This window comes from Mesorhizobium bavaricum (assembly GCF_056781655.1).
Genome location: NZ_CM165566.1, coordinates 2,439,699 through 2,458,841, shown reverse-complemented (window position 1 = coordinate 2,458,841; position 19,143 = coordinate 2,439,699). Strand labels below are relative to the sequence as shown.

The 19,143-nt window shown below is 62.2% G+C and carries 9 protein-coding genes; 1 reads left to right on the top strand and 8 read right to left on the bottom strand.

Annotation, left to right across the window (positions count from 1 at the left end):
• Nucleotides 1–31: 31 nt before the first annotated feature.
• The gene (locus AC1RZR_RS11905) at nt 32–9,859 is read right to left on the bottom strand and encodes a DUF5801 repeats-in-toxin domain-containing protein (protein ID WP_481828556.1); all 9,828 of its coding nucleotides are present in this window, start codon (nt 9,857–9,859) and stop codon (nt 32–34) included.
• Nucleotides 9,860–10,182: 323 nt separating this feature from the next.
• On the opposite strand from AC1RZR_RS11905, the gene AC1RZR_RS11900 reads away from it, so the two are divergent.
• On the top strand, nt 10,183–11,136 hold the full coding sequence (locus AC1RZR_RS11900; protein ID WP_481828555.1) for a transglutaminase-like cysteine peptidase: 954 nt from the start codon (nt 10,183–10,185) through the stop codon (nt 11,134–11,136).
• A 155-nt stretch (nt 11,137–11,291) separates the two neighbouring features.
• Here AC1RZR_RS11900 and AC1RZR_RS11895 read toward each other — a convergent pair whose 3' ends face one another.
• The 7 genes from AC1RZR_RS11895 to AC1RZR_RS11865 form a co-directional block, all read right to left on the bottom strand.
• Nucleotides 11,292–11,927: a ribbon-helix-helix domain-containing protein gene (locus tag AC1RZR_RS11895; RefSeq protein ID WP_477277405.1), complete on the bottom strand. Its 636-nt coding sequence runs from the start codon at nt 11,925–11,927 to the stop codon at nt 11,292–11,294.
• Entirely contained in the window at nt 11,917–13,206 is a 1,290-nt protein-coding gene (locus tag AC1RZR_RS11890; protein WP_477277407.1) for an HlyD family type I secretion periplasmic adaptor subunit, read from the bottom strand. The genes AC1RZR_RS11895 and AC1RZR_RS11890 overlap by 11 nt, the downstream gene beginning before the upstream one ends.
• 42 nt (nt 13,207–13,248) lie before the next feature.
• Nucleotides 13,249–15,381, bottom strand: coding sequence for a type I secretion system permease/ATPase (locus AC1RZR_RS11885; protein ID WP_477277409.1), 2,133 nt, complete (start codon nt 15,379–15,381; stop codon nt 13,249–13,251).
• 39 nt (nt 15,382–15,420) lie between these two features.
• Entirely contained in the window at nt 15,421–16,869 is a 1,449-nt protein-coding gene (locus tag AC1RZR_RS11880) for a TolC family protein (RefSeq protein ID WP_477277411.1), read from the bottom strand.
• Between the two features lie 487 nt (nt 16,870–17,356).
• Nucleotides 17,357–17,833: a DUF4189 domain-containing protein gene (locus AC1RZR_RS11875; RefSeq protein WP_481828554.1), complete on the bottom strand. Its 477-nt coding sequence runs from the start codon at nt 17,831–17,833 to the stop codon at nt 17,357–17,359.
• A gap of 45 nt (nt 17,834–17,878) precedes the next feature.
• The gene (locus AC1RZR_RS11870; RefSeq protein WP_477277415.1) at nt 17,879–18,547 is read right to left on the bottom strand and encodes a hypothetical protein; all 669 of its coding nucleotides are present in this window, start codon (nt 18,545–18,547) and stop codon (nt 17,879–17,881) included.
• 13 nt (nt 18,548–18,560) lie between these two features.
• Complete coding sequence (locus tag AC1RZR_RS11865; RefSeq protein WP_477277417.1) at nt 18,561–19,136, bottom strand: invasion associated locus B family protein; 576 nt, start codon at nt 19,134–19,136, stop codon at nt 18,561–18,563.
• Nucleotides 19,137–19,143 lie beyond the last annotated feature (7 nt).

The window sequence follows — 19,143 nt, the reverse complement described above, 5'->3', positions numbered from 1 at the left end:
TAACATAGTCCTGTGACAGAGCGCCATGCCGTTAAACAAGGTTTGCCGTTGTCGTATGCTGGGTTACGCCGTCGTCGTAGAGCAGGGTGATGGTGTTGGCGACGGGGTGGTTCGTCAGCTGGGCCACTTCGACGAAATTGGCCGGATTTCCCGAACCACTGGTATCGACACTGAGCGTGCCCGTCCCCGCGTCGTAGTTCACGAAGTTGCCGACATTCGCAGGAGTCGAGTCGAACAGCGACGTCAGATCGATCTTGTCGCCCTGACCGCCATTGTAGTCGGTGATGAGATCCTTGATGTCCAGACTGTCGAGCTTGAACGTATCGGCTCCAGTGCCGCCGGTCATCGTATCCTGGCCTGCACCGCCGATCAGGATGTCGTTGCCCGCGCCGCCGATCAGCGTGTCATTACCTGCGCCACCATTGAGGGTGTCGTTGCCACCGCCGCCGGCAAGATAGTTTGCTCCCAGGTTTCCGAACAAATAGTCATCGCCAGAGCCGCCGATCAGGCCCTCGATGCCTGTAAGGATATCGCCAGTGGCATCGCCGCCGCCGATGGTGCCAAGTGCCGGGTCGATGAATGTCCCCGGTGCCCCGGCTGCATGTCCGTCATCGGCCAGATGGATCGAAACGGCTGCCACGCTGCCGGTGTAGTCGACTATGTCGGTTCCTGCGCCGCCTGAGATCGTGTCGGTGTGCGTGCTCCCTGCGATCACATCGTTGGCAGCCGTCCCGGCAAGAGCGAAGTTGCCCGATCCATCTCCCGCGACGACGTGAATGGCGAGCGGCTGCGTGCCGGTGGTATCGCCATCCTTGTCAGTCGCCGAGACTGTAAAGGCCAAGTTCTGATCGTGAGGCAAAACGTTATGCGTGAGCGAGACGTTCGAGAACTGAGCGCCTTGCCCTGAGACGTTGACCGCGCTGACCTGCAATTGGTTGAAGCTGATAGACGGATCGATGACGAATGTTCCGGTTGCCGTGATGAATATGTTACCGGACGTGGATGTATTGGTGAGAGTGTTGGTCGCAACCCAGTGGTAGGTTCCCCCCGCACCGTTCAGCGAATTGACCACCAAACTCACGGAGTCGTTCAACTCGGCATTGGTGCTGGCCGGATTATCAGTGCCGACTCCAGTTCCGGAAGTGTGGAACTCCATTGTGAAGCTTTCATTCCCGCCTACGAAGGTGTTTGAGACGCCAAATCCGTTATTGTTGGAGTTGATTCCGCCGGGGCTTGAAAACTCGATATGGCCATCGGTGGTTTCGCGCCAGTTCGGTCCGCCAGCGGGAAGGTTCTGAAGCGAATAGGTTATTGTCGTGCCAGCATCGGGCTGCAGGAGGTCGAACTGGTACGTTCCATCCGGCCTTACCGTGAGATCAAACACCTCGGTTGCACCGGCATTCGCATGGAGGGTCGTAGCGCCATCCGCCGCGGTCGTTGTGCTGTAGACGATGCCCGCGATCGCGGGACCCGTGATGCTGAAATGGTCGATGCCGTCAGCACCCGGCACCAGCGAGAACAAGCCAGCGACAGATCCCACCTCGTTCGGGATCGTGCCCGAGGTAAAGGAGCCTAGCGAGGGCCCGTCGTCATGGAAGGAGGCCTTGGAGCCGAGGTCGATCGACTGCGAGGCCGTGTCACCGTCACTGTCCGTCACCGTTGCCGTCAGCGTTACCAGGCCCGAGGTCAGGTTGATGCCTTCCGAGCTGTCGGTCGGGTTGTCGACGGTGTTCTGGTGCACCGCACGGTCCTGTGTCAGCGTTACCGCGCCGGTCGCCGTGTTGGTGCTCAGCGTGAACACCAGGAAGGCCACATCACCGCTGTGCCCGGATACATAGCCGGACACGGTGTTGCCGCTCTGCGTCAGCACCACCGCCGTGTTGGTGGCGCTGTCGATCAAGTTGGTGGCCACGCCCGGAGCCGAGATGCTCAGGCCATAGCTGGTGGTGGCACCGTCAGCGCCCTGCACAACCGTGAACACACCGGCAAAGTTCTGCGTGTCCGTGGTCGATCCCGCCGGGCCGACGCCCGAACCGGCAATGCCGTTGGTCCCCGCGGCCAGATAGCTCTCGTCGACGTTTAGCGCCGGCGCCGTGCCCGTGATCGTGATCGACGGGCCGTCATCCAGGAAGGTCACTGCGCCGCCGACGTTGATCACGCCCGTGCTCGCCGTGTCGCCGTCCGCGTCCGTCACCGTCGCCGTCACGCCGATCTTGCCGGCAAGGGTCAGCGCATCGTTGTAGGCCGCCGCCGTCGAACCGTCGACCAGGTGCTCAAGCGCGACATTCTGCACAACCGTCAGCTTGCCGTCCGAGCCGATCGACACCGTGAACGCCGTGTGCGTCGCGCCGTCGTTGTACTGGCCCTCGATCGTGCTTCCGACCTGCACCAGCGTGATCGCATGATCGCCCTGTGCCGTCGCAAGTCCGGAGTTCGCCTGTGTCACCGACAGGGCGTAGGTCGTCGTTCCGGCGCCGTCGGCGCCATAGCTCGACGAAACCGTCACGATCGCCGCAGCGCTCGTTGCCGTCATCAGCGCCGGGGTCAGCACGCCGTCCGTCGTCGGGCCGTTGTTCGTCTCGTCAAGCGTCACCGAACTGCCGACCACCGCGTTGGTGATCGACGGGCCGTCATCCAGGAAGGTCACCGCGCCACCGACGTTGATCACGCCCGTGCTCGCCGTGTCGCCGTCCGCGTCCGTCACCGTCGCCGTCACGCCGATCTTGCCGGCAAGGGTCAGCGCATCGTTGTAGGCCGCCGCCGTCGAACCATCGACCAGGTGCTCAAGCGCGACATTCTGCACAACCGTCAGCTTGCCGTCCGAGCCGATCGACACCGTGAACGCCGTGTGCGTCGCGCCGTCGTTGTACTGGCCCTCGATCGTGCTTCCGACCTGCACCAGCGTGATCGCATGATCGCCCTGTGCCGTCGCAAGTCCGGAGTTCGCCTGTGTCACCGACAGGGCATAGGTCGTCGTTCCGGCGCCGTCGGCGCCATAGCTCGACGAAACCGTCACGATCGCCGCAGCGCTCGTTGCCGTCATCAGCGCCGGGGTCAGCACGCCGTCCGTCGTCGGGCCGTTGTTCGTCTCGTCAAGCGTCACCGAACTGCCGACCACCACGTTGGTGATCGACGGGCCGTCATCCAGGAAGGTCACCGCGCCACCGACGTTGATCACGCCCGTGCTCGCCGTGTCGCCGTCCGCGTCCGTCACCGTCGCCGTCACGCCGATCTTGCCGGCAAGGGTCAGCGCATCGTTGTAGGCCGCCGCCGTCGAACCATCGACCAGGTGCTCAAGCGCGACATTCTGCACAACCGTCAGCTTGCCGTCCGAGCCGATCGACACCGTGAACGCCGTGTGCGTCGCGCCGTCGTTGTACTGGCCCTCGATCGTGCTTCCGACCTGCACCAGCGTGATCGCATGATCGCCCTGTGCCGTCGCAAGTCCGGAGTTCGCCTGTGTCACCGACAGGGCATAGGTCGTCGTTCCGGCGCCGTCGGCGCCATAGCTCGACGAAACCGTCACGATCGCCGCAGCGCTCGTTGCCGTCATCAGCGCCGGGGTCAGCACGCCGTCCGTCGTCGGGCCGTTGTTCGTCTCGTCAAGCGTCACCGAACTGCCGACCACCGCGTTGGTGATCGACGGGCCGTCATCCAGGAAGGTCACCGCGCCACCGACGTTGATCACGCCCGTGCTCGCCGTGTCGCCGTCCGCGTCCGTCACCGTCGCCGTCACGCCGATCTTGCCGGCAAGGGTCAGCGCATCGTTGTAGGCCGCCGCCGTCGAACCATCGACCAGGTGCTCAAGCGCGACATTCTGCACAACCGTCAGCTTGCCGTCCGAGCCGATCGACACCGTGAACGCCGTGTGCGTCGCGCCGTCGTTGTACTGGCCCTCGATCGTGCTTCCGACCTGCACCAGCGTGATCGCATGATCGCCCTGTGCCGTCGCAAGTCCGGAGTTCGCCTGTGTCACCGACAGGGCGTAGGTCGTCGTTCCGGCGCCGTCGGCGCCATAGCTCGACGAAACCGTCACGATCGCCGCAGCGCTCGTTGCCGTCATCAGCGCCGGGGTCAGCACGCCGTCCGTCGTCGGGCCGTTGTTCGTCTCGTCAAGCGTCACCGAACTGCCGACCACCGCGTTGGTGATCGACGGGCCGTCATCCAGGAAGGTCACCGCGCCACCGACGTTGATCACGCCCGTGCTCGCCGTGTCGCCGTCCGCGTCCGTCACCGTCGCCGTCACGCCGATCTTGCCGGCAAGGGTCAGCGCATCGTTGTAGGCCGCCGCCGTCGAACCGTCGACCAGGTGCTCAAGCGCGACATTCTGCACAACCGTCAGCTTGCCGTCCGAGCCGATCGACACCGTGAACGCCGTGTGCGTCGCGCCGTCGTTGTACTGGCCCTCGATCGTGCTTCCGACCTGCACCAGCGTGATCGCATGATCGCCCTGTGCCGTCGCAAGTCCGGAGTTCGCCTGTGTCACCGACAGGGCATAGGTCGTCGTTCCGGCGCCGTCGGCGCCATAGCTCGACGAAACCGTCACGATCGCCGCAGCGCTCGTTGCCGTCATCAGCGCCGGGGTCAGCACGCCGTCCGTCGTCGGGCCGTTGTTCGTCTCGTCAAGCGTCACCGAACTGCCGACCACCACGTTGGTGATCGACGGGCCGTCATCCAGGAAGGTCACCGCGCCACCGACGTTGATCACGCCCGTGCTCGCCGTGTCGCCGTCCGCGTCCGTCACCGTCGCCGTCACGCCGATCTTGCCGGCAAGGGTCAGCGCATCGTTGTAGGCCGCCGCCGTCGAACCATCGACCAGGTGCTCAAGCGCGACATTCTGCACAACCGTCAGCTTGCCGTCCGAGCCGATCGACACCGTGAACGCCGTGTGCGTCGCGCCGTCGTTGTACTGGCCCTCGATCGTGCTTCCGACCTGCACCAGCGTGATCGCATGATCGCCCTGTGCCGTCGCAAGTCCGGAGTTCGCCTGTGTCACCGACAGGGCATAGGTCGTCGTTCCGGCGCCGTCGGCGCCATAGCTCGACGAAACCGTCACGATCGCCGCAGCGCTCGTTGCCGTCATCAGCGCCGGGGTCAGCACGCCGTCCGTCGTCGGGCCGTTGTTCGTCTCGTCAAGCGTCACCGAACTGCCGACCACCACGTTGGTGATCGACGGGCCGTCATCCAGGAAGGTCACCGCGCCACCGACGTTGATCACGCCCGTGCTCGCCGTGTCGCCGTCCGCGTCCGTCACCGTCGCCGTCACGCCGATCTTGCCGGCAAGGGTCAGCGCATCGTTGTAGGCCGCCGCCGTCGAACCATCGACCAGGTGCTCAAGCGCGACATTCTGCACAACCGTCAGCTTGCCGTCCGAGCCGATCGACACCGTGAACGCCGTGTGCGTCGCGCCGTCGTTGTACTGGCCCTCGATCGTGCTTCCGACCTGCACCAGCGTGATCGCATGATCGCCCTGTGCCGTCGCAAGTCCGGAGTTCGCCTGTGTCACCGACAGGGCATAGGTCGTCGTTCCGGCGCCGTCGGCGCCATAGCTCGACGAAACCGTCACGATCGCCGCAGCGCTCGTTGCCGTCATCAGCGCCGGGGTCAGCACGCCGTCCGTCGTCGGGCCGTTGTTCGTCTCGTCAAGCGTCACCGAACTGCCGACCACCGCGTTGGTGATCGACGGGCCGTCATCCAGGAAGGTCACCGCGCCACCGACGTTGATCACGCCCGTGCTCGCCGTGTCGCCGTCCGCGTCCGTCACCGTCGCCGTCACGCCGATCTTGCCGGCAAGGGTCAGCGCATCGTTGTAGGCCGCCGCCGTCGAACCATCGACCAGGTGCTCAAGCGCGACATTCTGCACAACCGTCAGCTTGCCGTCCGAGCCGATCGACACCGTGAACGCCGTGTGCGTCGCGCCGTCGTTGTACTGGCCCTCGATCGTGCTTCCGACCTGCACCAGCGTGATCGCATGATCGCCCTGTGCCGTCGCAAGTCCGGAGTTCGCCTGTGTCACCGACAGGGCGTAGGTCGTCGTTCCGGCGCCGTCGGCGCCATAGCTCGACGAAACCGTCACGATCGCCGCAGCGCTCGTTGCCGTCATCAGCGCCGGGGTCAGCACGCCGTCCGTCGTCGGGCCGTTGTTCGTCTCGTCAAGCGTCACCGAACTGCCGACCACCGCGTTGGTGATCGACGGGCCGTCATCCAGGAAGGTCACCGCGCCACCGACGTTGATCACGCCCGTGCTCGCCGTGTCGCCGTCCGCGTCCGTCACCGTCGCCGTCACGCCGATCTTGCCGGCAAGGGTCAGCGCATCGTTGTAGGCCGCCGCCGTCGAACCGTCGACCAGGTGCTCAAGCGCGACATTCTGCACAACCGTCAGCTTGCCGTCCGAGCCGATCGACACCGTGAACGCCGTGTGCGTCGCGCCGTCGTTGTACTGGCCCTCGATCGTGCTTCCGACCTGCACCAGCGTGATCGCATGATCGCCCTGTGCCGTCGCAAGTCCGGAGTTCGCCTGTGTCACCGACAGGGCATAGGTCGTCGTTCCGGCGCCGTCGGCGCCATAGCTCGACGAAACCGTCACGATCGCCGCAGCGCTCGTTGCCGTCATCAGCGCCGGGGTCAGCACGCCGTCCGTCGTCGGGCCGTTGTTCGTCTCGTCAAGCGTCACCGAACTGCCGACCACCGCGTTGGTGATCGACGGGCCGTCATCCAGGAAGGTCACCGCGCCACCGACGTTGATCACGCCCGTGCTCGCCGTGTCGCCGTCCGCGTCCGTCACCGTCGCCGTCACGCCGATCTTGCCGGCAAGGGTCAGCGCATCGTTGTAGGCCGCCGCCGTCGAACCATCGACCAGGTGCTCAAGCGCGACATTCTGCACAACCGTCAGCTTGCCGTCCGAGCCGATCGACACCGTGAACGCCGTGTGCGTCGCGCCGTCGTTGTACTGGCCCTCGATCGTGCTTCCGACCTGCACCAGCGTGATCGCATGATCGCCCTGTGCCGTCGCAAGTCCGGAGTTCGCCTGTGTCACCGACAGGGCATAGGTCGTCGTTCCGGCGCCGTCGGCGCCATAGCTCGACGAAACCGTCACGATCGCCGCAGCGCTCGTTGCCGTCATCAGCGCCGGGGTCAGCACGCCGTCCGTCGTCGGACCATTGTTCGTCTCGTCAAGCGTCACCGAGCTGCCGACCACCGCGTTGGTGATCGACGGAGCATCATCGTTGAAGGTTATGGTCAGCGTGCCCGGTGCCGTCGAGCCGTCGGCATCGGTGATCACATAGCCGAGGTTGACGGTCGCATTGTTCTCGTCGTTCGGACCCTGGGCCTGAAGCACGTTTTCGAGCAGCGTCACCGTGTAGGCGCCAGTGGCCGGATCGGTCACATGCACCGTGAACAGTTCGCCGCGTGGACCCGTCGCCGTCAGCGTGTCGTTGCCGGCGTTCCAGCTGTAGGTGACGTTCTCCTGGCCGACCGTCCCGTTGGTGCCGTCCAGCGCCGCGAACGAGAAGCCGTTGGAACCGGCGCCGTCGCCGCCGACGCTGCCGCCCAGCGTGCCGTTGTAGGTCGCTTCGCTGGCGCTGAGCGGAACTTCGCCCGCGTTGGCGTCGATGTCGCCCGCCGTGCTTGCCGCATTGCCGCCAGCAAGCCCGTCGTCATCGACCGCCGCCGCCGCCGTGCCGGCCGTCGGATGGTTGGCATCCGTCACCGCAAAGCTGATGCCGGCCGTCGCCTTGTCGCCATCGCCGTCCGTCACAGTATAGGTCGCCGAGGCCGCACCGGCCCCAATGACCGGACTGTTGGCCGTAAATGAATAGCTGCCGTCAGCCTTGACCTTGATGAAGCCGTCGCCGATGTCGATCGCCTGCGAGTAGCCGTCTTGGCCGAACACCAGCGCCGTGGCGCCGATATGCGTCACCGTGGCGCCGTCGGCGCCGGCAGCGAAGTCCAGCGTGCCGGTGATCGTCGCACCCTCAAGAACATTCTGCGAAGCCTCGGCCGTAGCCGTCGGCACGTCGTCGACGATGTTGACCGACAGCGTGCCGTTGACGCTCTGCGCGTCCTGGTCGGTGAGCGTGACGGTGAAGTTCTCGAACAGGCTGTTGGTGCCCTGAACGGGCGCATGCGCCTCGTTGTCGACGAGTGTGTAGGTATAGCTCACCACACCGGTGCCGGCATTGTAGCCGGTCACCGTCAGTGTGTTGCCGAGCGCGGTGGTGAAGGAGCCGGCCGTGAACACGCCATTGGTGATGAAGGCATGATTCTCGATCGCCAGCGAGGCGATGCCGTCGGGCGACGAGATGGTGAACGTGCCGCCCTGGGTGGTGCTCTCCTTTGAACTGTCCGATCCAGCCGATTCGCCCTGTCCGCGGCTGGCCAGGAGATCGTCCTCGTTGACGGTCACGTCGCCGCCACCGGCTGCCGGCGACAAGTCACCGATCGTCGGTGTCGAATTACCGATCGAAATCGTCAATGTCGTGTGCGACAGATCTCCGTCGCCGTCCTTGATCGTGTAGGTGAACACATCCTTGACGCCGCCGGGCGTCCCGGCATCGCGCACATAGCTGTAGGAGCCATCCGCCTGCAGTGTCAGCGTGCCGTAGGTGCCGTGGATCGGCGCGTTCAGTGTGACGCCGCTGTCCAGATCCGCATTCGTCGTGCCGGCGGCCACGCCCGCAACCGTCGCGTCATCGGCACCCTTGGTGTCGGCGCCCGCCGCATTGCCGTCGCTGCCGGCGCCGCTGATCACATTGCCGTCGACCGGCGCGTGCGAACCCGCCGCCACCGCATCGGTGTCGGCAACTGCCGTCGGTGCGTCGTCGATGATATTGATGACAAGATTGCCGTTCGGTGCCGGGTCGCCATTTGCATCCGTAACCGCAACCGGGAAGCTCACATTGGTGGCGTTGCCAGCAGTGTTGTCGAGAAGCGTGTAGGTGTAGTGGATGGTGCCGATGCCGGTCGCCGCATCGTAGACATAACTCGCCGTCAGCGAGCCGGTCGCATCGGTGAAGGTCTGATCCACACCACTCAACGCATGACCGCCGAGCGAAACCACCTGCACGCCGTCCGGCGAGGTGAAGCCGATGTTGCCCGAGGTCGTCTCCGAAGACGCAGCCTCGTTCGAGCCGGCAGGCTCGCCGCCACGCGCCGGCAAGCCGGCCTCGCTGACTGTTGCCGAGCCTATGAGGTCGATCGAGGGGGTGGAATTTTCTTCTTTTTCCGCAACGCCGATTGTCAGTTCGCGCCGTTCCAACAACCCGAACTGCAAGTCTGTCGGGGGCAACAAGGCCGAAAGGCCAAACCCGTCGCCGATACCGCCGGCGGGGATTTCGAAATTCCCGCCTGCGCTGGGGGGCGAACCGCCTGGGCCGGCCGACATGGAACCGTCGGCGCCGAAAGCAACGTCGACATGGCTTGCCTCGAGAGCTGCCAGCAAGGCAACGCGGGGCACCTCGACGTCGCCAATGACGAAGGTCGGCACGTTCAAGGCGCCATCCTTGATCACGATCACCGAGCCGTCGGCCTGTTCGAGCACAAGGTTGTGGCCGTCGACCTTGATGTTGTCGATGGAAACGTTGGACGGTAGCTTTACGATGTTGCTGGCGTCAGCCACATATTCATGCGGTGCCGTCGCTGCCGGTGCGTTTGCTGTCGCCGGCGCTGCCGGCTTGACAGGCGCTCCGCTGCCAACATCGACCGGCACCGGTTCGGCCGCTGCCGGTGCGGGCTGCTGCGCCGAAGTTGCCTGTGCAACCAGGATCTCTCCCGGCGATGCCTGACCGTTATGTTCGCTGGACGCGGAATGCTCGTCCAAGGAACCCGAAAAACTGTCCAACTCGTTATTGTTGATCATTGCTGAAACCCCTCCGGCATTTCCCGGAAGAGACATTGGCCGCTTCTGCTTTGCAACAGTCCCGCAATCCATTTCATATATTCTGATATGCTTAGTTTGGCATTTTTTACACGTGGTAAACTGTGACAATATAACCTGATATATGTCGGCTTCGGTGCGACTTGCTTGGCTGAGGCAAGTCGAAGTTTCTTGGTGAATAGAAGTATAAAATTGAATAAAATTTTATAGAAAATAGACAAAGCCATTTGCGACTAAGTTATCCACCTTCATTTCCAATAATTTGAGACAAGATTGGTAGCGTCCACAGTCAAAAGGTGGGCGTTATGAAAAAAGAAAAATCAGCCCCGGGAAAAACCGGGTTCAAGGTGCTCTTGCTGGCAATCGGTCTCGTCGGCCTGGCAGGACCCTCATTCGCGAATGCCGTTTCCGGGGAGGTCGCCGCTGCCGGCACGCCCCTGGAAAAGCTCCAGGCGCCGCCCTGTCTCGGTGGAGTTTCGCTGTCGAGGCCTCAGCCCTGGCAGCCTGCGGCCCCGTACCGGGTCGGTATGGTTTTCGGCAGTTATGGCCCGGCAGTCCCGGCGGTTGCTGATCGCGGGGATGGCTCGTCAGTGGCGCGAAGCGATGCCGGGATAGATCCGCTGCAGACGGCGTCGATTCTTCCCGGCGTATTCGGGTCGGTAGCCTTGTCGATGCGCAATTTTCCCGTCTCGGCTCGCTGGGCACCCGTCTACCGGGCAATCACCAGCTGCTCGGCAGGCAGCGCCTGCGAGCGCAAGAGTGCACCGTTTGCCAGCATGGTCTCAGCCGCTCAGGGCAAGGGGTTCAGCGAGAAGCTATCCTTCGTCAACAGCAGCGTAAACCGCCTGATCGCCTACCGGAAAGACAGTGTTGTCTACGGCAAACTCGACTATTGGGCAAAGCCGTCGGAAATTCTCGAACGGCGAGCCGGCGACTGCGAGGATTTTGCCATTCTCAAGATGACGGCTCTGCTGAGGGCTGGCATTCCAGCGCAAAGCATGGCGCTCGTTGTTCTTCAGGACCGCAAGAGAGGCTTCTTTCACGCAGTGCTGTCGGTGAGCACAGGCAGCGGCACCTTCATTCTCGACAGCCTCAGCAACACCGTCGTGCGCGATAGCGATCTTCCGGACTACGTTCCGCTCTATTCGTTCAGCACGGACCGCGCCTGGATCCACGGCTCAAGACCGGGCGCAGCCCAGATGGCTGACATCAAAGGCGGCTTCGCGACCGTCGCACCGGGCGAAGGTTTTCAGCCATAGGCCTTCCGGCACGATCGTGCGGTGCGTTCAGGTGAAGGGTGGGACGTCTACCCGTGAATGCTGACGCCAAAAGTGCGCAGCGGCTTTGGGACAACGACCTGCATAAAACAAAAGGCGTGAAGCCGTCGATTGGATCCGTTTCAGCGCGACACGCCTTAGCCGCCGAAGACGAACGCCATCAGCAGCTCCGGCTCGAGTACCGGGGCCCGCACCGCATTCAACTGACCTCGGTATCGACGTTCACCGGCGCCGATGACAAAGCCGGTAGCCACCGGCGCTTCGCCATTGGCGTCAAGCCGCGCGAATATGTCGGCAACATTGAGGTCGAGCGCCAGCTTGAGGTCATGGCGCGCTTCGTCGTTTGGGGCTATTGGCAATTGACGCTTGACCAGTTGCTGGAACGGCGCGTTGAACGTCAGGATCTTCTTCGACGATGCCAGGGCAAAGGCTGGTGACGGACAGGCGACCAGTATGGCGTTGATGGTGTTGATCGACGCTAGCCTTCGCAGGGTCAGGTTTTCGTTCCCCAATCCACGCATGCAGGCCACCCTGATCGCAGATGTCAGGTTACCTGTCTGTGCCTGACTTTCGGCGATCTCATCGATGAGCATGCCGATCGTGCACTTCCGGCTTTCGGCCATCTGCTTCAGTGACGCCCAGAAAGCCCGTTCCAAACGGATGCCGCGTCGTATGCCGCCACGCGCCACAACCCGGAATTCCAGCCCAAAATCCTCGGGCGCTACCGGAGGCAGCAACCGCCCGTGACCGGCAGAGTCAGCGCTAGCGCTCACTCATTGCCTCCTGACGCGCCTTGTTGATCGGCTTCAAGAGATAGTTCAGGATCGTCTTGCGTCCGGTCTTGATGTCGACTGAACAGATCATGCCCGGAATGATCGAATAGGCCTTGCCGTCTCTCTCAAGTGTCGATTTATCCGTCGACACGCGCACTTGGTAATAGGGCTCCCCTGTCTTCTGATCGACCAGGCTGTCGGCTGTAATATTGGAGACCTTGCCTTCGATGCCGCCAAAGATCGAGAAATCATAGGCAGTGACTTTGATAAGCGCGTCCTGGTCGGGGCGGATGAACGCGACATCCCGGGGAGACACCCGCGCCTCGACGAGCAACGTTTCCGAGGTTGGCACGATGCCGGCCACGACGGCGCCGGGTTGGACGAAGGCACCGACCGTGTTCAGCTCCAGCGTGTTGACAATCCCGTCCACCGGCGACCGGATATCAGTGCGTGCGACCTTGTCGGTCGCCCCCCTTATGGTTTCGTCCACCACCGAGAGATCGGCCAGCGCCTCCGTCAGGTCGCTCAACGCCTCCTGCTGCAACTGCAGGCCGAGTTCGTTGACCTGAAGCTGGGCTTCCGTGATAGCCCCCTTGGTTTTCTTGATGGTTTCGCCGGCGAGGTTCAACTGCCCCTGCAGTTCGGTCTGCTCGCGCTCGACGCGGATCTGCTCGGTCCTCGCCATCAGCCCCTTCTTGACCATGGAATCGACCAGCGCCTTTTCCTGGTCGCTAACGGCCAGATTCTTGGTCAGGCGATCGAGATTGGCGGTGGCTTCGTCCAATTCATTCTCGCGCTGATCGAGGCGCGACTTGAGAACCGACAGCTTGACTTCGAAGTTTTCGCGGCGCGCAACGAGCAGCTTCTGCTCGTTTTCGCAGATTTCCGGCGCCGTCTTCTGGATCTCGGGGGGACAGGGAAATGACCCTTCGAGATTGCCGCTCTGCTCGAATTGCAGCCGCGCAATGCGCGCCTGCAAGGCCCGCGCCTTGGCCTGCTGCTCGCCAAGGCTGGACGTGTTGAGCGTGTTGTCGAGGCGAATGATGAGATCATTCTTCTTCACGACCTGGCCAATCGTCACTGCGATTTCCTGGACGACACCAGCTTCACTGGCCTGAATGATCTGGGTCTTGGAAGCGGGTATCACCTTGCCGTCGCCCCGTGCGATCTCATCGACTTCGGCAAAGGACGCCCAGGCGACAAAAACGACGAAGAGCGCTCCTATTATGAATATGGACGCCGACGCAAAGAGCGGCGGTCGATCTTCCCTGGCAAGCATTTCCCACGCCCCAACGCATTGGATGCATCAACATTTGTTTTATCAGGCGCTTGTTTTCTGCAACGCCTGTATAACTTGTTCCTTCGGTCCGTCAGCAACGATCTTGCCCTGTTCGATAACGATCAGGCGGTCGGCCAGTTCAAGCATGCTGAAGCGATGTGTGGAGACGATCAGCGTGGTGTCGCGGTCGAAAGCGACCTTGAGCTGCTTTATCAACTGGCGTTCCGATGCGAGATCCATCGAGCCCGATGGTTCATCCAGAAAGACGATTTTCGGTTTGGTCAGCAGCAGGCGTGCGATCGCCACCGTCTGCCTCTGGCCGCCCGAAAGATTGGTACCACGCTCGCCGACATTCATGTCGTAGCCGCGCGGGTGTCGTGAGACGAAATCGTCGACGCCAGCCGCCTTTGCCGCTTCGATGATTTGCTCGTCGGTAGCCTCCGGACAGGCCATCAGGAGATTTTCCTTGATGGTGCCCGAGAACAGGTCGCCAGCCTGCGCAACGATGCCGACGGCGGCGCGAACCTCTGACGGGTGATACTGGCGAACATCAATCCCATCCAGCAGCAGCTCACCGGAGGTCGGCAGGAAAAGCCTGCCGATCAGCCGACCCATCGTCGTCTTTCCCGATCCGATGCGACCGATGATGCCGATCCGCTCTCCCGGCTTCACCGTGAAATTCAGACCGGTCAAGACCTCGTTTTCCGAACCGGGATAGACAAACCCGACATTCCTGAACACCATCGCTCCGTTGCGAATGGGACGGTTGACGAAACCCACCGTGTCCGGTCGATCCTCCGGTTGAGCCATGATCGAGTTCACCATCCTCAACGAGAGCATGGCCTGGCGAAACCGGGACAGCGTGATGGCGATCTGGCCGAGTGGAGCCACGGCCCTGCTCGCCAGCATGACCGTTCCTATGATTGCGCCTGTCGAAACATGCCCTTCCGAGAAGGCGTAAGCGCCGGCCACGACCAGAGCGACGGTCACCAGCTGCTGTATGGACTGGGTTATGTTGCCCGCAGCCGCCGAAAGTTGCTTGATCTTCTCGGACGTGTTGGCAGCGTTCTTGGAGTGCTCCCCCCATTTTCGCAGCAGATACGCCTCGGCGCGCAGCGACTTGATCGTCTCCAGCGTGGAGATGGATTCGACCAGCAGCGCCTGGCGCTGCGAAGCTTCGTTCATTGACGCGGCGACGCGCTTGCCGATACGGCGCTGGGTAATCAAGCCGACGATGACGGACATCACAAAGGCCAACGCTGGTATGATCACCAGCCAGCCGCCTATCGCATAGATGACAAGAAGAAAGACGAAGACGAATGCCGTGTCGATGAACACACTGATGGTGTTCGAGGTGAAGAACTCCCTGACGAACTCATATTGCGTGATCCTGTTTGCATATTCACCGGTCGAGCCGGGACGCGCCGACAGTGACGAGTTCAGCACTTTTTCGAACAGAAGATACGATATCCGAATATCCGCCTTGCGCCCGGCATAGTCGATCAGGGAGGCCCTGGCCGTCTTCAAAAGCAGATCGAACAGGATGACGGCACCAATGCCAATTGCCAGAACCCACAGTGTGGATATTGCCTTGTTCGGCAGAATCCTGTCGTAGACGTTCATCGTGAAGATGGGCGAGGCAATGGCCAGCACATTGATGAAGGTCGCCGCAAGGACGACTTTCGAATAGGTGCGCCAGAAGGCGCCCATCGTCCCCGTCAGCCAATGGCGCCTTTCGATCTTCTGCGCCGAGCCGACCTTCATCCCCTCGGTGGCATTGGCATAGGTGATCGAGAAGGAAGCGCCGCCGCTGATATAGCTGGCGGCCAGCTCGGATCTGCTGATCGCGGTGCGGCCGTTCTCCTGGGGCGCAGTCAGGTATTCGCCCGGCTCAATCTCCGCGAGCAGGGCAACAGGCAGCTGGCTGGCGCGAAACAGAATGGCGGGAAGATCGACGCGTCCGCGCAGGAAATCGCGATGACTGACTTCCTTGACCTCGAGGCCGATACGCTCGGCAAGGTGCCGAATATCCTCTACCTCAATTCGCGTCTCTGAGATCGGCACCCCGGCAAACAGCACTGTCTCAGCGCTCGGCCTGCCGAGATAGCCGGCAACCGCTGAAAAGCAGGCCTTGAATGCCTCCTTGGGGGAGAGGATGTTGGGTTGCTGGTTCACGATATGCCCGTAAGGACCCTCGCTGGACCCTATGCCGTCTTACTTTTTCCTCACTGGCGCGAGGATATCGAAAGGCAGGTCGTTCTTCTGCTCCGATGGCGTCCGCGCATAGGTTTCAGTGTCTGCGGTTTCTGGTGCGTTGAACTCGGCGCGTGCATATGCCGTCGCCTGCTTTGCCGGCTGAAGGTTCATCGTCTTCAGCAACTCGCCTGTCGCCGCGAGCAACCGGTACTGGGCGAAAAGCGATGCGTAGGATGCTGTGTCCGCCAGTGTTGCCGTGTTGAACCGCGTATTCTGTGCGTCAAGCACATCGAGCAGCGAGCGCTGTCCGACTTTGAACTGCTCGCGATAAGACGAAACCAGCTTTTCACTGGAAGCAGCCTGCTGCCTCAGCGTCTTTGCAAGGTCGGCCTGCCTGAAACGGCGATCCCATGACGTGCGAACGGCTTCCTCGATTTCGCGCAGCACCTGGTGATAGGCAAGCCGCTGCTCGCTGGCACGACGGATCTGTTCCTGCTCATTGGCCTTGTCTATGCCGCCTCGATACAGGTTCCAACGCAGCACCAGACGCGCCTGAAGGTCACTGGCGTCCCCGTTGTCGCCGTCAATGTCATACCCACCCCTGGCGCGGCCTTCAGCCAGGACTTCGGGGCCATATTTCGCCCGGGCCGCATCCACCATGGAAGCAGCAGCGGCGATATCGCTGGTGGCCATGTGAACGCGCGGATTGTTCTGCCGCGCCAGGCCCAGCGCGTCATCAAGTGACCTCGGAAGTGCGGCGGCGACGTCTGCGGGCCGCGAAGCGTTGACCAGCGGTTTCCCGACGGTCTTGAAGAAGCGGATCTTGGAGGCTTCCAGTTCTTCGGTCGCCTCCTGCATGCGTGCCTTGGCTGCGAACAGACGCTCCTCGGCCTGCTGCCGATCGGCCTCGTTCAGCGCCCCGCCTGAGATGCCTTGCCGGATGTCGCCAAGTATCGCCTGATGGAAACCCAGATTCTTCTTGGCTTCGGCGACGATCGAAGCCTGCAGCATGTATTCAAGGTAGTCCTGGACGACCGACAGCCCAATGAATTCCGAGCGCTCCAGGACCCGGAAGGACGCTCCGTCGACTCGCGACGCCTGGCGGTTCAATTCCGCTCGCCGCGCTCCGCTGTCAAATAGCTTCTGTGTAACCACCAGATCCGCTTCTGCCGGATAGAGCGAATCGTCCTCTATGGACAGTGCGCGCCGGGACGAATTGTCGAGGCGACGAACTCCAGCCGATGCCTCGACATCGACGCTGGGAAGATAAAGGCCTTTGGCCTGCCGCAGTTCGAACTCGATTGCTTCGCGGTTTTCGATTGCCTGTCCAATCTCGGGATTGGATTCCACCGCAACGGCCATCGCCTCCTTGAGCGTGAGCGCATGAGCACTTCCGCAGGTCAGCATGGTAGCCGTCATCAAAAGACCAAGGCGCTTGCCAATGGTCGAGATGCTTGTCGTATTCATTTAACCCACCCTAACGTTTCCCCAGCACCCTTATCCGCGAGCGCTACAACCAAGCCAAGGCCTGCCCATCGAGAATTACCCACAGTTTCACGAAATGTGTGAGAAATTATTGAATTAGCCTCTGCTAAAAGGGGGATTCAGGCCACAAGGTTGTGAAATGTAGCAAAAATGGCACATAAGCATCGACCCCGCTACGATGGTAATCCAGACCTGCCAAGCGGAGAAAAGGACAAAAAACAGCGGGCAGTGGCCAATGCGGGCAGAATCGCCCGCTATTTGCGACTGAATCCTGAGTTGGCCGCTATAACGGCAGACTTTTCGGAAGATAGATCGGCGCCGAGAACTAGTAGATTTTCATAAACCAAGATGCGCAAATTAACCCGTGGGGACCTTGCCTTGGCGTCCTGAAGCTCGCGTTTCCCACGCAATCCATCATTTCCAACCCGCTTTGCCCACCCGCATGCCGAGATGGCTTTGGCGCCAGGCTTCATGTGCAGACCCACTCGCGGATCTTGCATTTGCCACCTGTCGCCTCGCAGGCCTGCAAGGCGAGGTCTTCCGCTTCCCGGCGGGTCTGAGCAGACTTTGCGCCCCGGGGCGTGAGCCGGTTGGTTGCCTTCTCGGCCACGGCCAGGGCACCACAGTGATTGTAAGGAAAGCCGGTCTGGTCGTCGTCGTCCCAATGACGATGGTTGCGGAACACGGCTACGACGGTGCAGGTCTGTCCGCCCGCGTTCTCACAATACTTGAGAGCGATATCCGATGCCTCTTGCCGCTTGTCGGCGCCCCAGAAGAAGCCGTATTTGACATCGGCAGTGGAATAGGCGATCGCCGCCCAGATGCCTTTTTCCTCCTGAGGCGGAGCCGGCGGCTCCGGTGGTCCTTCCACCAGATCGGCCGAGATGACTTGCCCGGCCCAGAGCAAGGCAATGCCAAGAACAACAGCCAAAGGTCCATATCTCATAGTCAGCAATCCTCTGCGGGAGCCGTCGCCATCAGCTTCGCGTGCTCATTTCGCCGCCGAAGCAACGGAGATCACCACACAGCTGTTGCCCGTCGGCAGGAGAAGGGCCTCCCCCGCGTTTTCGCCAAGCTCGTAGACCTCGACCTGCCCGAGGTGGTCGGTGATCTTGCTGCCCCGCGGAAGAACGGACGGGATGTCGGAACACGGGCTGGCGAACGGCGCCACCCGCACCATTGCCCCCTCGCAACCTGAAGCGGTGGGCGATGCAAAAACGACGCCGGCTGCGGGCCCGCTATATCGTTCCGTCGCATAGTCCATGCCGACAAAGGCCTGAACGGCATGTTTGTCGGCAGCCTGGTCGTTCCATAACGATTTGACGCTGTATTTCGTGCCAGTCGTCAAAATCTGTCCGAGCACCGGAAAGACGGTCGAACAGGCCTGAACACCGGCTTGCTTGACATGCTGGAGGAAAGGCGTGTCCGGAAGCGCCAGCGACGCCGTCGAAGCCTGTGCGGCCGTCGCGCCGCCGACGAGATTGGCGATCGCGGCATAGTTCCCGGCGGCGAAGCCAAGGCCTGCCACCACCAGTCCCAACAGCGAAAATCCGGCGACGCGTGGCCAGCGCCGGCGCGCGGGCTCGACGAGCCTCTGCCGATCCGCCTCGACGGTCGGGCTGCTGCGTTTTGCGGACATGAACTGGTCCTGTTGGCTCATGATGCTGCCCCGGTTATTTGACTGGCGAAAGGGCGTCTGTCAGCCCCTTGAGCGTTGCGGTCACGGTGATCGTCCCACCGTCGACGGTCGAGTAGGAGATCGCCGGCGTCGCATTCTGCGAGATCTGTTGGCGCATGACGGGCCCCACCGGCAACATGCCGACGCAGACCATTTCGTTGCAGCCGTTCAGGTGAACGTCGATCGCCTGGCTTCGCCCCTCGAACTTGAGCGACACCAGGCCGTCGCTCCTGGCGTTCGGCGCGGTGCGCAGGATCATGTACGGCTTGCCGGCCTGCGTGGCGGCGAGCGACCAGCTGAAGGCCATCTTGCCGGATGTGTCCTCGATCACCTGCGAGACATTGCAAACCTTCTTGCGGGCTTTGAGGTTCTCGTCGCAGATCAATGTCCAGTTTTCGAAGGGACGGATGGTGCGCTGGTAGTCCCCCAGTTTTACCTCGGGAGGGACCACCACGTCCGAGGGCTTGATCCTGTATTGCGAGGCAACCTGCCCGACAGCCGGCATGAGGCCGCCGCAGAGCGCCAGGCAAGTCAGTGCGGCAAGGCGGGCATGGCTGGTTTGCCTGTTCATTCCAGCC